Raw genomic sequence first — 13,474 nt, forward strand, 5'->3', positions numbered from 1 at the left:
TCCGTTACGAGGCTCCTTTTTGTTACTTGCAACCTCGACTTCGCGCCATCCTAACGCGCCCGCGATGTTTGATGCAGCCCCTTTACAGTCAGCGGGATAGACGGTGAGGGCGAAACCAACTCTAATTAGCTTAGTGGCGAACTGACTGCTTCGTTGAGAGTCGAAGCCGGTAACTTTTCGCCTTCCCCTGCTTCATTAAGGACGCCCATGTCGCTTTTCAAGATCGCCTCCGTGGCCGCCATCGCCCTGACCCTGGGTGCGTGCCAGAGTCTTTTCCAGCCCAATTACCGGGCGCCGCTGGAAACCACCCGCGACGCTTCCGAACAGTTGAAACCGGGTTGCACCAACCCTGACTGCCCACTGGTGAACATCGATACGCTGCGCTTCCCGGCTGAGCCTGCGCTTGACGGCATCATCGAAAAACGTTTGCTGCAAATGACCCGCACCTCGCCCGACACCCCTGCAGCACCGACGCTGGCAGCGTATCGCGAGCAGTTTTTGAACAGCGCCGAACCGCGCTACAGCAGCTACTTGCAAGCCAAGGTACGTGAGCAGCATGACGGCTTGGTGATCATTGAATTGTCCAGCTACCTGGACAACGGCGGTGCCCATGGCACGCCGGGCCGCGGCTTCATCAACTACTCGCGTCAGCAGCATAAGGTGCTGACGCTATCGGACATGGTGATCCCGGGGCAGGAAGAAGCGTTCTGGAAAGCGGCCCAAGTGGCGCACAACAGCTGGTTGATCAGCACCAAACTCGATCAGGAGCCGGAGTTCGTCAAGAGCTGGCCCTTCGTGAAAACCCAGAACGTGGCGCTGACCTACGGCGGGGTGATCCTCAAGTACGAAGTGAGCACCCTCGCGCCTTACGCGCTGGGCCACGTCGAACTGAAGATCCCCTACCCACGCCTGAACGGCATTCTCAAGCCTGAGCTGTTTCCCGGCCGTAGCTGAAGGCTCGACCGAGCAGCAGTTGCAGCAGCCCTGCCAGTACCAGAGACGGCAGGGTTGCGCCAATGTCCGGATAGAGATTGGCCAGCAAGTGATAGGTGCTCACCCCGCCCAACCAGGCGAGCAACGCCGGCCAGCGCAAGGCAGCCGATGCCACACGAGCACTGCGTTTGCGCAGGATGAAGTGGTCCACCAGCACCACACCGAACAGCGGTGCAAACACCGAACCGATCAGCAGCAGAAAATTCTGGTACTGGGCCAATGGCGCCAGGCAAGCGATCAGCGTGCAGATCACACCGATGGCCAAGGCCAGATGTTCGACTTTCAAACGCAGCAGAATCCCGCTGGACACCGCCGCCGAATGAATATCGGCAAAAGCATTTTCTGATTCATCCAACAGAATCAGCAGCAGCGGAATCCCCAGGCCCGCACCGGCCAGCGCCAACAGCAAGGCATTCACTTCACCGCTCGGCGCGAACGCCAGGGTGTACGCCACGCCCAGGCTCATCAGCCAGAAGTTACCGATAAAGAAACCCAACGCCGTACCGCCGAACACATTCTTCGCACGCTTGCCGAAGCGTGAGTAGTCGGCAATCAGCGGCAGCCAGGACAGCGGCATCGCGATCGCAATGTCGAAGCCCACGGCGAACGGCATCGAACCATCACCGGCCTGCGCCCACAACGCTGCCAGATCGGCCTTGGCGAACAGGTTCCAGGTCAGCCAGATGCACGCGGCCAGCAACAGCCAGATGCCCCACTTGCGCAGGATCTTGCGCACGAAAGTCAGCGGGCCGCTGACCGCCAGCAAGGTGGCCAGCGCACCGAAGAACAGCGTCCATAGCAGCGGATTCGACCACAGGCTGCCCTCGCTGAATGCACGGGCGCCGAGCAGGCTGGCGGCGTCGCGCATCACGATGATTTCGAACGAACCCCAACCGATCAGTTGCAGCAGATTAAGCACCGCCGGAAGGCTCGCGCCTTTTGCACCGAGGCTGAGTTTGAGTGCGGCCATCGCCGACAGGCCGGTGTCACTGCCGATCACACCGACAGCGGCCAGTAACAGCACACCAACCAGCGTGCCGAGAAAAATCGCCAGCAATGAGCCGGACAGGCCCAGACCCGGAGCGAGCAGCGCGCCGGTCTGCAACACCATCAGGCCGATGCCGAGGGAGAACCACAGGGAAAACAGATCACGGCCGCCGAAGACACGTTTGTCGGTCGGCACCGCGGTATCCGGGGAGTAAGTGCTGGGTTGAATGCTCAAGGGGTGTTATCTCAGAGGAACATTTGTTGTTTTTTTGATCGCTATCGCGAGCAAGCCCGCGATGGGGCCCTCTCAGGCCCCGACCTTTCGGATCAGATCAAACCTTCTTGTACAGCTGACTACCTTCCTGCTTGAACCGCTCAGCCTGCTCCGCAAGTCCCTTGGCGACGTCGGCATCGACGGTTTCGATCCGCTGGTTGGCCGCGTATTCACGGACTTCCTGGGTGATCTTCATCGAGCAGAATTTCGGCCCGCACATGGAGCAGAAGTGCGCGACCTTGGCCGAATCCTTCGGCAGGGTTTCATCGTGGTACGAGCGTGCGGTATCCGGATCGAGACCCAGGTTGAACTGGTCTTCCCAACGGAATTCGAAGCGCGCCTTGCTCAAGGCATTGTCGCGAATCTGTGCACCCGGATGCCCTTTGGCCAGGTCGGCGGCGTGAGCGGCGATCTTGTAGGTGATGATCCCGGTCTTCACGTCATCCTTGTTCGGCAGGCCCAAGTGTTCCTTCGGCGTCACGTAGCAAAGCATGGCGCAACCGAACCAGCCAATCATCGCCGCACCGATGCCGGAGGTGATGTGGTCGTAACCCGGCGCGATGTCGGTGGTCAGTGGGCCGAGGGTGTAGAACGGCGCCTCGTCGCAGCACTCCAGCTGCTTGTCCATGTTCTCTTTGATCAACTGCATCGGCACGTGGCCCGGGCCTTCGATCATGCACTGCACGTCGTGCTTCCAGGCGATTTTGGTCAGTTCGCCGAGGGTTTCCAGCTCACCGAATTGCGCTTCATCGTTGGCGTCGGCAATCGAGCCCGGACGCAGGCCATCGCCCAGCGAGAAGCTGACGTCGTAGGCCTTCATGATTTCGCAGATGTCTTCGAAATGGGTGTAGAGGAAGTTTTCCTTGTGATGCGCCAGGCACCACTTGGCCATGATCGAACCACCACGGGAGACAATGCCGGTCACGCGCTTGGCAGTCAGCGGTACGTAGCGCAGCAACACGCCAGCGTGGATGGTGAAGTAGTCGACGCCCTGCTCGGCCTGTTCGATCAACGTGTCGCGGAACAGCTCCCAGGTCAGGTCTTCGGCGACGCCATTGACCTTCTCCAGCGCCTGATAGATCGGCACGGTACCGATCGGCACCGGCGAGTTACGGATGATCCATTCGCGGGTTTCGTGAATGTGTTTGCCGGTGGACAAGTCCATGACCGTGTCCGAACCCCAGCGAATGCCCCAGGTCAGTTTCGCCACTTCTTCTTCGATGGACGAACCCAAGGCACTGTTGCCGATGTTGCCGTTGATCTTCACCAGGAAGTTACGGCCGATGATCATCGGTTCCAGTTCGGTGTGGTTGATGTTGGCCGGAATGATCGCGCGACCGCGGGCGATCTCTTCACGGACGAATTCCGGGGTGATGATTTTCGGTACGCTGGCGCCGAAGCTGTGGCCGGCGTGTTGCTGGTCCAGCAGGCCGGCGGCGCGGGCCACCTCGAGCTTCATGTTTTCGCGGATGGCGACGTATTCCATCTCGGCGGTGATGATGCCTTTACGGGCGTAGTGCATCTGGCTGACGTTGGCACCCGGCTTGGCGCGGCGCGGGTTGTTGACGTGGGCGAAACGCAGCTTGGTCAGTTCCGGATCGGCGAGGCGTTCCTGGCCGAAATTGGAGCTCAGGCCGGACAGGCGCTCGGTGTCGCCACGGGACTCGATCCACGGCGACCGCACATCGGCGAGGCCTTTGCGCACGTCGATGATGACGTTGGGGTCGGTGTACGGGCCCGAGGTGTCATACACCACCACCGGCGCGTTGATTTCACCGCCGAAGTCGGTCGGGGTCACATCCAGGCTGATTTCGCGCATTGGCACGAGGATGTCCGGGCGTGTGCCCTGAACATAGATTTTTTGCGAGCGGGTAAACGGCTGAACCGATTGCTGATCGACCTTGGCCGAGTCACTCAGGTTGGTTGCGATTTTTGATTTTGTAGTCATCACGGGCTCTCCAGACACACATCCAGGCAGTGGATTTTTGTCGGAGCGAACCTGTAAACGAATGGACGCACGGGCGCTGGAGATTCCAGCAGGTGCTGTGCTCGATGCTCGAGGGGTGTTCGATGGTCGAACAACATCCCGGACGAAGCACAAGAGGACTCGCCGGGTGACGAGAAATCTTGTTCCCTACGCAGGCGCTAACCTGATCAGGTTCAACGGGATCCGAAATTATTCGATCTCAGCCTCATAGCAAGGCACCCCGACAAGAACTCGGCCAGTCTAGACATAACCGGCAAAGAACGCCAATACCGCGGTAAACACCATGATGAATGGCGCAATTAGCGGATTGTTGTCGTACGTACGTGCAACTACACTCGCTACGCCGCGCCGCGCCTTGACGCTGCAGGGCGCCGCGCCGTAGCCTTGGCGCTCAAATTATCAGCGTAATTTTTAGGGATGGCCTCATGCTGCGCAAACTCTCACTGGCCCTTGCCGTGTCTTGTGCGTCCAATGGAATGGCTTGGGCAGCAGAAGCGCCCTTATCGACCAAGACCGACCTGGTCAGCGTCTATCAGGAAGCGGTGGATAACAACGCCGATATTGCCGCCGCCCGTGCCCAATACGGCGCCCAGAAGGAAGTCGTACCTCAGGCCCGCGCCGGGCTGCTGCCCAACCTGTCGGCCGGTGCCGATATGAACAACACCCGTACCGCGCTCGATCAGCCATCGGTGACCTCGACCCGCAGCGGCACGGTGTATCAGGCAACCCTGTCACAACCGATTTTCCGCGCCGACCGCTGGTTCCAGTTCCAGGCCGCCAAGGACGTCAACGAACAGGCCGCCTTGCAACTCTCGGCCACCGAACAGAACCTGATCCTGCAAAGTGCCGAAAGCTACTTCAACGTGCTGCGCAGCCAGGACAACCTGGCCTCGACCAAGGCCGAAGAAGCAGCGTTCAAACGCCAGCTCGACCAGTCCAACGAGCGCTTCGACGTCGGCCTGTCGGACAAGACCGATGTGCTGCAATCCCAGGCCAGTTACGACACGGCGCGGGCCAACCGGATTCTTGCTCAACGTCAGGTGGATGACGCGTTCGAAGCACTGATCACCCTGACCAACCGTCAGTACAACTCGATTCAGGGCATTGTCCACACCTTGCCGATCCTGCCGCCGGCGCCAAACGACGCCAAGGCTTGGGTCGATACCGCTGCCAAACAGAACCTGAACTTGCTGGCCAGCAACTACGCGGTGAGCGCCGCCGAAGAAACCCTCAAGCAGCGCAAGGCCGGGCATGCGCCCACTCTGGATGCAGTCGCGCAATACAAGAAAGGTGACAACGACGCCCTCGGCTTTACCAACCCGAGCGCGACCGGCGTGCGTTACGGCGGCGATGTGGAACAACGCACCGTCGGCCTGCAATTGAGCATTCCGATCTACAGCGGCGGGCTCACCAGCTCCCAGGTGCGTGAGTCTTATTCACGGCTGGATCAAACGGAACAACAACGTGAAGCCCTGCGTCGCCAGGTCGTGGAAAACACCCGCAACCTGCACCGCGCCGTCAACACCGACGTTGAGCAGGTGCAGGCACGTCGGCAGTCGATCATTTCCAACCAGAGTGCAGTGGAGGCAACCGAAATCGGTTATCAGGTGGGGACGCGCAACATCGTCGACGTACTCGATGCCCAGCGTCAGCTCTACACCTCGGTGCGCAACTACAACAACACGCGCTACGACTACATCCTCGACAATCTGCGCCTGAAGCAGGCCGCCGGCACTTTGAACCCGGGGGATTTGCAGGACCTGACGCGTTATCTCAAAGCCGACTACAACCCGGACAAGGACTTCTTGCCGCCGGATCTGGCGAAGGCTGCGGCGGAGCAGTTACGAGCTAATCCCGCTCATCAATAAAAGGTAAACCTGTGGAGAGGGAGCTTGCTCCCTCGCCACCATGGGTGGGTGACAAACTCAAGTCTTGTCGATCAACCGCCCCAACCCATCCAGCAAGCGCTGCAACGCGCCCTGATTGGTGCGCATCACCTTCAGCCCCGCCTCCGCCATCCGCTGTGCATCGCGCGGCAGTTCGAACAGCCGCTGCACCGCCAGCGCCAGACTTTCGGCATCATCGACTTCGGCCAACGCTCCGGCGCTGCGTAACTGCGCGGCGATTTCGAGGAAGTTGAACAGGTGCGGCCCGCTGAGCACCGGTTTGGCCAAGGCCGCCGGCTCCAGCAGGTTATGGCCGCCGTTGGGCACCAGGCTGCCACCGACGAAAGCACTGTCGGCCAAGGCGTAGAGAAACAGCAACTCGCCCATGGTGTCACCCAGCAGCACCGAAGTGTCTGCGGTCACCGGCTCGCCCGTCGAACGCCGCACCGTGGCGAAACCTTTTTGCCGGCACAACTCAAACACCGGGTTGAAGCGCTCCGGATGACGCGGTACCAGAATCAGCAAGGCATCGGGATGATTAGCCAGTAGCCGACGATGGGCATCGAGCACCACTTCGTCTTCACCTTCATGGGTACTCGCCGCGATCCACACCGGGCGCTCCTGCGCCTGCCATTGTCCGCGCAAGTCGACAGCACGCTGCAGCAATTGCGGGTCGATAGTCAGGTCGAACTTGATCGAGCCGGTCACTTCGACCGTTTCCGGGCGCGCACCCAAATCGCGGAAACGCTGCGCCTCGGCTTCGGTCTGCACCGCGAACAAACTCATCTCGGCGAGCATCGGTTGGGTCAGTTTATGGAAGCGACCATAGCCTTTGGCCGAGCGCTCAGACAGTCGCGCATTGGCCAGGGCCACGGGAATTCCACGTTTGGCGCACTGATGGATATGGTTGGGCCAGAGTTCGGTTTCCATGATCACTGCCAGTTTCGGCCGGGCCCGATCAAGGAATCGCGCCGCAGCGCAAGGCAAGTCATAAGGCAAATAGCAGTGCTGAATGCGCGGTTCGTTGGCAAACAGCGCCTGGATGCGCTCGGACCCGGTCGGGGTCATGCAGGTAACGGTAATCGGCAGCGTCGGATATCGCTGCAGCAAGGCACGGATCATCGGCGCCGCGGCGATGCTTTCGCCCACCGACACCGCATGCACCCAGAGGCCGTCCGGCTTCATCGCCGGCAGCGCGAGGGAGAAACGTTCGCCGATGCGTTTGGCGTATGCCGGCGCCTTGCGCGCCCGCAGCCAAAGCCGAATCGCTACCAATGGCAGCCCCAGGTAAAACAGCGCGGTGTAGAGAGTTCTATTCATGGCGGCGGAGTTTATCGGTTTTTTAGCCGATCGCCTGCAAGTGCACGGCAAAACGTTCCGCCAGCCAACGGGCTGCGGGGCCGAGAGGCTCGTCGCGGCGCCAGACCAGCTCCACAATCAATGCCGGCGGCGTCCATTCGCTGGTCAGTTCGACCATCAGATTCTTATACGCCGGGTACTGCACCACATGGCGCGGCAACCAGGCCCAGCCAAGGCCGCGCATCACCCATTCGGCCATCACATAGAAACTGTCGGCGCGCCAGACCTGCGGGCTGGCCGGCTCACTGCCGGGATAGACGCTGGACTGCGTGGACATCAGCAACTGTCGATGTTGCGCCAGTTGCTGGCAATCGACCCGCGTCTGCGGCGCCAATGGATGCCCCACGCCGCACACGGTGACCATTTCAACGCTGCCCAGCACCCGCCGTTCTAGGGCTTCGGGAATCTGCTCGTGATAGAACAGCAAGCCCAGGTCGGCCCGACGCTCTACCAGTTTGCGCGCGACGTCGCCCTGGGCGGCACTGGTCAGCTGCACTTCGAGACTGGGAAATTGTTCGGCCAGGGCTTCAAAGCTTTCAACCACTGCCTGATAAGGCATTGCCTCGTCCTGGGCCACCCGCAAACTCGCTTCCTGACCGCGCATCATCGCCAATGCCCGGCCGTTGAGGCGCTCACATTGGCGCAGCACTTCCCGCGCCTCTTCAAGCAGCGCGGTGCCGGCTTCGGTGAGTTTCGGCTGGCGACCACTGCTGCGATCGAACAGGCTGACGCCCAGGTCTTCTTCCAGCAGCGCAATCGAACTGCTGACCGCCGACTGCGCCTTGCGCTGATCCCGCGCCACCGCGGAAAAGGAACGCTGTTCCGCGACACTGACAAACAAGTGCAGCTGTTCCAGACTCCATTGCATGTTCATGGCTCAACCCATCTTCAGAACAGATAGGTAATGACTTTACCGCATCTGGCGGATCTCTAGAATGCCGACCTCAGAAGCAACACTTCATACGAGGATTGACCCATGACCGCTTACTACTATCTGGCCATCGCCATCTGCGCCGAAGTGATCGCCACCGTTTCGATGAAAGCGGTCAAGGGTATCAGCACGCCACTGCCGCTGCTGCTGGTCATCGTCGGTTACGGCATTGCTTTCGGGATGCTGACCCTGGTGGTGCGCAGCGTTCCGGTCGGCGTGGCCTACGCGGTGTGGGCCGGCATGGGCATCGTGATGGTCAGCGTCGCGGCGCTGTTTATCTACGGGCAGAAACTGGATGTGCCGGCAATGCTGGGGATGGCGTTGATTGTGCTGGGCGTCGTGGTTATTCAGCTGTTCTCCAAGACCGCGGGACATTAAAACCCGAAGCACCATTTACTGTGGGAGCACCGCACCGCCGCTCCCACAGGTTTTGCATCCGCTCTATTGATCACCAACAAATCTCCTGCGCATCGAGTCTGTATACTGCGCCCTCGTCTTGAACACTGAGGTCGCTGCATGCCATCCGTTATTTCCACCGACGTTCTGATTGTCGGCGCTGGTGTCGCCGGCCTGTGGCTGAATGCGCGCCTGCGCCGCCAGGGCTTTTCGACCGTGCTGGTGGAAAGCGCCAGTCTCGGTGGCGGGCAGAGCCTGAAGTCTCAGGGCATCATCCACGGCGGTGCCAAGTACGCGTTGCACGGTGCCCTGACCGGCGCCTCGGAAGCCATTGCCGACATGCCGCGTCGCTGGCGTGAAGCACTGGCCGGCGACGGCGAACTGGACCTGTCCGGCGTGCGCGTATTGTCCGATGCCCATTACCTCTGGTCCCCCGGCACCCTCGCTGGCAACCTCACCAGCTTTTTCGCCAGCAAAGCCGTGCGCGGGCGGGTCGATCAGGTCAAAGGTGATCAATTGCCGCCGGCGCTGCAAGACAAGCGCTTCAAGGGCAAGGTTTATCGACTGACGGAACTGGTGGTCGACGTGCCAAGCCTGATTCAGCGCCTGGCTGACCTGGCTGGCGACGGTCTGCTGGCCGGTCAACACATCGAACCGCTGCTGGAGAATGGCGAACTGGTCGGTTTGAAAGTCGACGAACGCGAAATCCGCGCCCAGCGCATCGTTCTCAGTGCCGGTGCCGGCACCGCTGACCTGCTGACCGCGCTGGGCCTGAGCCAACCGGCCATGCAGCGCCGCCCCCTGCACATGATCATCGTCAAAGGCCCGAGCCTCAAACCGCTGTACGCCCACTGCCTGGGCGGCGGGCCGAAGCCGCGCGTCACCGTGACCACTCACCCGGCCGCCGATGGCCAGTGGGTCTGGTACGTGGGAGGCGACATCGCCGAAGCCGAAGGCGTGGCCCGCGAGCCAGCCGCGCAAATTGCCGCTGCCCAGAAAGAACTTGGCCAACTGCTGCCGTGGATCGACCTGAGCACCGCACAGTGGGCGACCTTGCGGGTCGAACGCGCCGAGCCGCTGCAATCGGGCCTGACCCGCCCGGACAACGCCTTCCTCGCCGAGCAGAATCGTCTGCTGGTGGGCTGGCCGACCAAACTTGCCCTGGCACCGGACTTCGCCGACCGCGTCTTCGCCACACTGCAACGCGACGGTATTCAGCCGAGCCATCCGGCCCCGCTGCCGGAACTGCCGAAACCGCCGATAGGCGCCCCTGCCTGGGAGCAACTGCTGCCATGAGCCAACCGACCCTGCATGACCTGCATCGCCCGCTGGGCAGCACCGGCCTGCTGGTATCGCCCCTGGGCCTGGGCACAGTGAAACTTGGTCGCGATCAAGGGGTGAAATACCCCAACGGCTTTCAGATCCCCGGCGACGACGAAGCCCGCATGCTGCTCAAACTCGCGCGCGACCTGGGCATAAACCTGATCGACACCGCCCCGGCCTATGGCCGCAGCGAAGAGCGTCTCGGCCCGTTGCTGCGTGGGCAGCGTCAGGACTGGGTAATCGTCAGCAAGGTCGGTGAAGAGTTCGCCGACGGGCAGTCCCGCCATGATTTCAGCGCCGCGCATACCCGGTTCTCGGTGGAACGCAGCCTGCGACGTCTGGAAACGGATTTTATCGACCTGGTGCTGGTGCACTCCGACGGCAACGACCTGGCGATCCTTAACGACAGCGAGGTCTACGCCACCCTCGCGGAGCTCAAGACCGAAGGCAAGATTCGCGGCTTCGGCTTCTCCGGAAAAACCGTCGAAGGTGGTTTGAAGGCTCTGGAACAAGGTGATTGCGCGATGGTCACCTACAATCTGAACGAACAGAACGAGAAGGCAGTCATTGACTATGCTGCTGCTCACGGCAAAGCAATCCTGGTCAAGAAAGCCCTGGCCAGCGGCCACGTCTGCCTGAGCCCGGGCATTGATCCGGTGCGTGCCAGCTTCGAGTTGTTGTTTGAACACCCGGGTGTAGCCAGTGCTATTGTCGGGACCATCAATCCGCTGCACCTCGCCCATAACGTCGCGACCGTTGCCCAGGTCCTTCGTAGCCATTGATGCCGCCCACGCGGCCTTAAGCAGGAGCCGACATGCCGCGTACGCTGATCAGAAAGAACCCGAACAACTTCAAGACCCTGCCGCTGTTCGTCGAAGCCACACCCGAAGGCTTGAGTTATCAGAGCGTCGGGATGCCGTTGAATTTCTCCCAGACCCTGCAACGTCGTCGCCCGGTGACGGTAGCCGACAGCGAGCGGTTTGCCCTGGAGCTGGCGAACCTCGGGGTTTCGGTGCGCCTGACCCTGCATTGGCAGAGTCGCGATTACTGGGTGTTGGTGCGTCAGCGTCGACAAGACCGCGGCGATGTGGTGCTCAAGCTGATCTCCGGTTACGTGCCGGCCCATGAGCTGAACCTGCCGCTGCACACGGCAACCCAGGAAATTGCCGAAGAATGCCTGCTGGAAACGCCGGAAGGCTGGCTCAGCGGGCGCTTCAACGAAACCTGGCTGCCAGCGCCCTACTCGGCAGCCCTGCATTACCGCGAAGCCCTGCCGTTTCGCCTGACACCACTATCCGGCTCGGCGCGGCCGGTGCGCTGCGCGAACATGCCGCTGATCGAACGTCCCCGGGCCTACGTGCACTTGCCGACAGCATCGCTGCAATTGATCTACGATTTGCGCCTGGACGTGCCCAAGGAAGCCAAATCCCTGAGCCTGTTCCATGTCGACGAACGGCTGGAGGGCGATCAACTGGTGGCCCGGCTCGATCGCAAACGTCCCGATTTGTACCTGATGCCACTGCAGGACGGTCAGCCGATGGCTGAGCTCTATACCCTGAAAAAGGATCAACTGTACCCCGCGAGTACCCGCGGGCTGTATCTGGCGGAGAGTTTTGCCCGGCAGGAAGGCTGGCTGGTGAGGGATGAGCGGATTCGCTGGAAGGATTGGGTGCGGCAGCAGGGTTTGACCCCACCGGGGAAAGACTCGGGTTTAGCCCGGTTACGCGGGAAGGCGAAGCAACTGCTGAAAAGAATCGTGCCGCGTAAGAAAGTCAGCTCTTGAAGCATCACAAAAGCAAAAGATCGCAGCCTTCGGGCGCGTAGGAGCTGCCGAAGGCTGCGATCTTTTATGGCCTCACTCGGCCTGGCGAATCTTCTCGACAATCGCCGTGGTCGAGCTGTTTTCCACCAGCCCCAGTACTTTCACGGTCCCGCCGTAAGCGTTGACGATGTCCGCACCAACCACTTGGTCGATCCCGTAATCACCGCCCTTGACCAGTACGTCCGGCTTGAGCGCGCGCAGCAGGTTTTCCGGGGTGCCCTCTGAGAAGCTGATCACCCAATCCACGGCGCCTAAACCTGCCAGTACCGCCATGCGACGGTCGACGCTGTTGATCGGACGACCCGGCCCCTTCAAGCGGCTCACCGACGCATCGTCATTGACCGCCACGATCAGGCGATCACCTTGGGCGCGCGCCTGTTCGAGGTAAGTCACATGGCCGGCATGCAGGATGTCGAAGCAGCCGTTGGTGAACACGATCTTCTCTTTGTGTGCACGCGCGTCATCGACCGCCAACAGCAACTGCTCCAGGCCCAGCACACCGCGCTCAGAGCCCTCCTCGCGCTGAATCGCGCGACGCAGTTCCGGTGCGCTGATGGCCGCGGTACCGAGCTTGCCGACCACGATGCCCGCCGCCAGATTGGCCAGGGCCACCGCGTGGGGCAGCTCTTCGCCAGCGGCGATCGCCGCCGCCAGGGTAGAAATCACCGTGTCACCGGCGCCGGTCACGTCGAACACTTCACGGGCACGGGCCGGCAGGTGCAGCGCCGGATGATCCGGGCGCAGCAAGGTCATCCCGTGCTCGCCACGGGTTACCAGCAACGCACCGAGGTCGAGGTCATGCATCAGCTGCGCGCCCTTGCTCACCAGTTCGTGCTCATCGGCGCAACCGCCGACGATGGTCTCGAACTCGCTGAGGTTCGGGGTGATCAGGCTCGCGCCACGGTAGATCGAGAAATCCTTGCCCTTGGGATCGGCCAGCACCGGAATGCCACGGGCACGGGCGGCCTGGATCAGCACCTGATGGTTTTTCAACGCGCCTTTGCCGTAGTCGGACAGCACCAGCACCTTGATACCTTCGAGCAATTCGTCGACTTGCTCGCCCAGCGCCAGGGCGTCAGTTGCGAAAGACTCTTCGAAGTCGATACGCAGCAATTGCTGGTGACGGCTCATGACCCGCAGCTTGACGATGGTCGGCTGGTGCGCAATGCGCTGAAACAACGCCCGCACGCCTGCGCCCTTGAGGCTATTGGCCAGGCTGTCGGCGGCTTCGTCATCGCCAGTCACGCCGACCAGCGAGGCCGGCGCACCGAGCGCGGCAATGTTCAAGGCAACGTTGGCGGCACCGCCCGGGCGGTCCTCGATGTGCTCGACCTTGACTACCGGTACCGGCGCCTCAGGGGAGATCCGTGAGGTACCACCATGCCAGTAACGGTCGAGCATGACATCGCCGACCACCAAGACAGGGGCTTGATTGAATCGCGGCATGGACAACTTCATGGAGCAACCCACATACAAAATGAACAGGGGCGCGATATTAACACAGGGTTGGCGCTGG

General features: G+C 61.4%; 11 protein-coding genes and 1 riboswitch. Of the genes, 6 read left to right on the plus strand and 5 right to left on the minus strand.

Annotated features, from left to right (window positions below; all coding sequences use genetic code 11):
* The first annotated feature begins 207 nt into the window (after positions 1–207).
* On the plus strand, positions 208–954 hold the full coding sequence (locus J3D54_RS05740; protein WP_253417054.1) for an RsiV family protein: 747 nt from the start codon (positions 208–210) through the stop codon (positions 952–954).
* On the opposite strand, the gene cytX is transcribed toward J3D54_RS05740, so the two are convergent.
* Together cytX and thiC are read right to left on the minus strand one after the other, a co-directional pair.
* On the minus strand, positions 923–2,215 hold the full coding sequence (gene cytX, locus J3D54_RS05745) for a putative hydroxymethylpyrimidine transporter CytX (RefSeq protein WP_253417055.1): 1,293 nt from the start codon (positions 2,213–2,215) through the stop codon (positions 923–925). The two genes, J3D54_RS05740 and cytX, sit on opposite strands and share 32 nt — an antisense overlap.
* Before the next feature lie 97 nt (positions 2,216–2,312).
* Positions 2,313–4,202: a phosphomethylpyrimidine synthase ThiC gene (thiC, locus tag J3D54_RS05750; RefSeq protein ID WP_253417056.1), complete on the minus strand. Its 1,890-nt coding sequence runs from the start codon at positions 4,200–4,202 to the stop codon at positions 2,313–2,315.
* Positions 4,203–4,368: 166 nt separating this feature from the next.
* Positions 4,369–4,474, minus strand: a riboswitch (TPP riboswitch).
* 192 nt (positions 4,475–4,666) lie between these two features.
* Here thiC and J3D54_RS05755 point away from each other — a divergent pair.
* Positions 4,667–6,109: a TolC family outer membrane protein gene (locus J3D54_RS05755; protein ID WP_253417057.1), complete on the plus strand. Its 1,443-nt coding sequence runs from the start codon at positions 4,667–4,669 to the stop codon at positions 6,107–6,109.
* Positions 6,110–6,166: 57 nt separating this feature from the next.
* Here the strand turns inward: J3D54_RS05755 and waaA are convergent, their stop codons facing one another.
* Positions 6,167–7,447 (minus strand): lipid IV(A) 3-deoxy-D-manno-octulosonic acid transferase, encoded by a 1,281-nt coding sequence (gene waaA, locus J3D54_RS05760; RefSeq protein ID WP_253417058.1) that lies wholly within the window; start codon positions 7,445–7,447, stop codon positions 6,167–6,169.
* A gap of 22 nt (positions 7,448–7,469) precedes the next feature.
* Entirely contained in the window at positions 7,470–8,360 is an 891-nt protein-coding gene (locus J3D54_RS05765; RefSeq protein WP_253417059.1) for a LysR family transcriptional regulator, read from the minus strand.
* 102 nt (positions 8,361–8,462) lie between these two features.
* Here J3D54_RS05765 and J3D54_RS05770 point away from each other — a divergent pair, with 102 nt between their 5' ends.
* The 4 genes from J3D54_RS05770 to J3D54_RS05785 all read left to right on the plus strand — a co-directional run bounded on the left by J3D54_RS05770 (position 8,463) and on the right by J3D54_RS05785 (position 11,919).
* Positions 8,463–8,795: a multidrug efflux SMR transporter gene (locus J3D54_RS05770; protein WP_007939639.1), complete on the plus strand. Its 333-nt coding sequence runs from the start codon at positions 8,463–8,465 to the stop codon at positions 8,793–8,795.
* Between the two features lie 138 nt (positions 8,796–8,933).
* Entirely contained in the window at positions 8,934–10,109 is a 1,176-nt protein-coding gene (locus J3D54_RS05775) for an FAD-binding oxidoreductase (protein WP_253417060.1), read from the plus strand.
* On the plus strand, positions 10,106–10,918 hold the full coding sequence (locus J3D54_RS05780; protein WP_253417061.1) for an aldo/keto reductase: 813 nt from the start codon (positions 10,106–10,108) through the stop codon (positions 10,916–10,918). The genes J3D54_RS05775 and J3D54_RS05780 overlap by 4 nt, the downstream gene beginning before the upstream one ends.
* A 32-nt stretch (positions 10,919–10,950) precedes the next feature.
* Positions 10,951–11,919 carry a metal ABC transporter ATPase gene (locus J3D54_RS05785; RefSeq protein WP_253417062.1) on the plus strand — a complete coding sequence of 323 codons (969 nt, stop codon included), beginning with the start codon at positions 10,951–10,953 and terminating at the stop codon, positions 11,917–11,919.
* A 72-nt stretch (positions 11,920–11,991) separates the two neighbouring features.
* Here J3D54_RS05785 and hldE read toward each other — a convergent pair whose 3' ends face one another.
* Entirely contained in the window at positions 11,992–13,416 is a 1,425-nt protein-coding gene (gene hldE / locus J3D54_RS05790) for a bifunctional D-glycero-beta-D-manno-heptose-7-phosphate kinase/D-glycero-beta-D-manno-heptose 1-phosphate adenylyltransferase HldE (RefSeq protein ID WP_253417063.1), read from the minus strand.
* Between the last annotated feature and the right edge of the window lie 58 nt (positions 13,417–13,474).

Origin of the sequence: Pseudomonas sp. GGS8 (assembly GCF_024168645.1) — a bacterium.
Lineage (GTDB): Bacteria > Pseudomonadota > Gammaproteobacteria > Pseudomonadales > Pseudomonadaceae > Aquipseudomonas.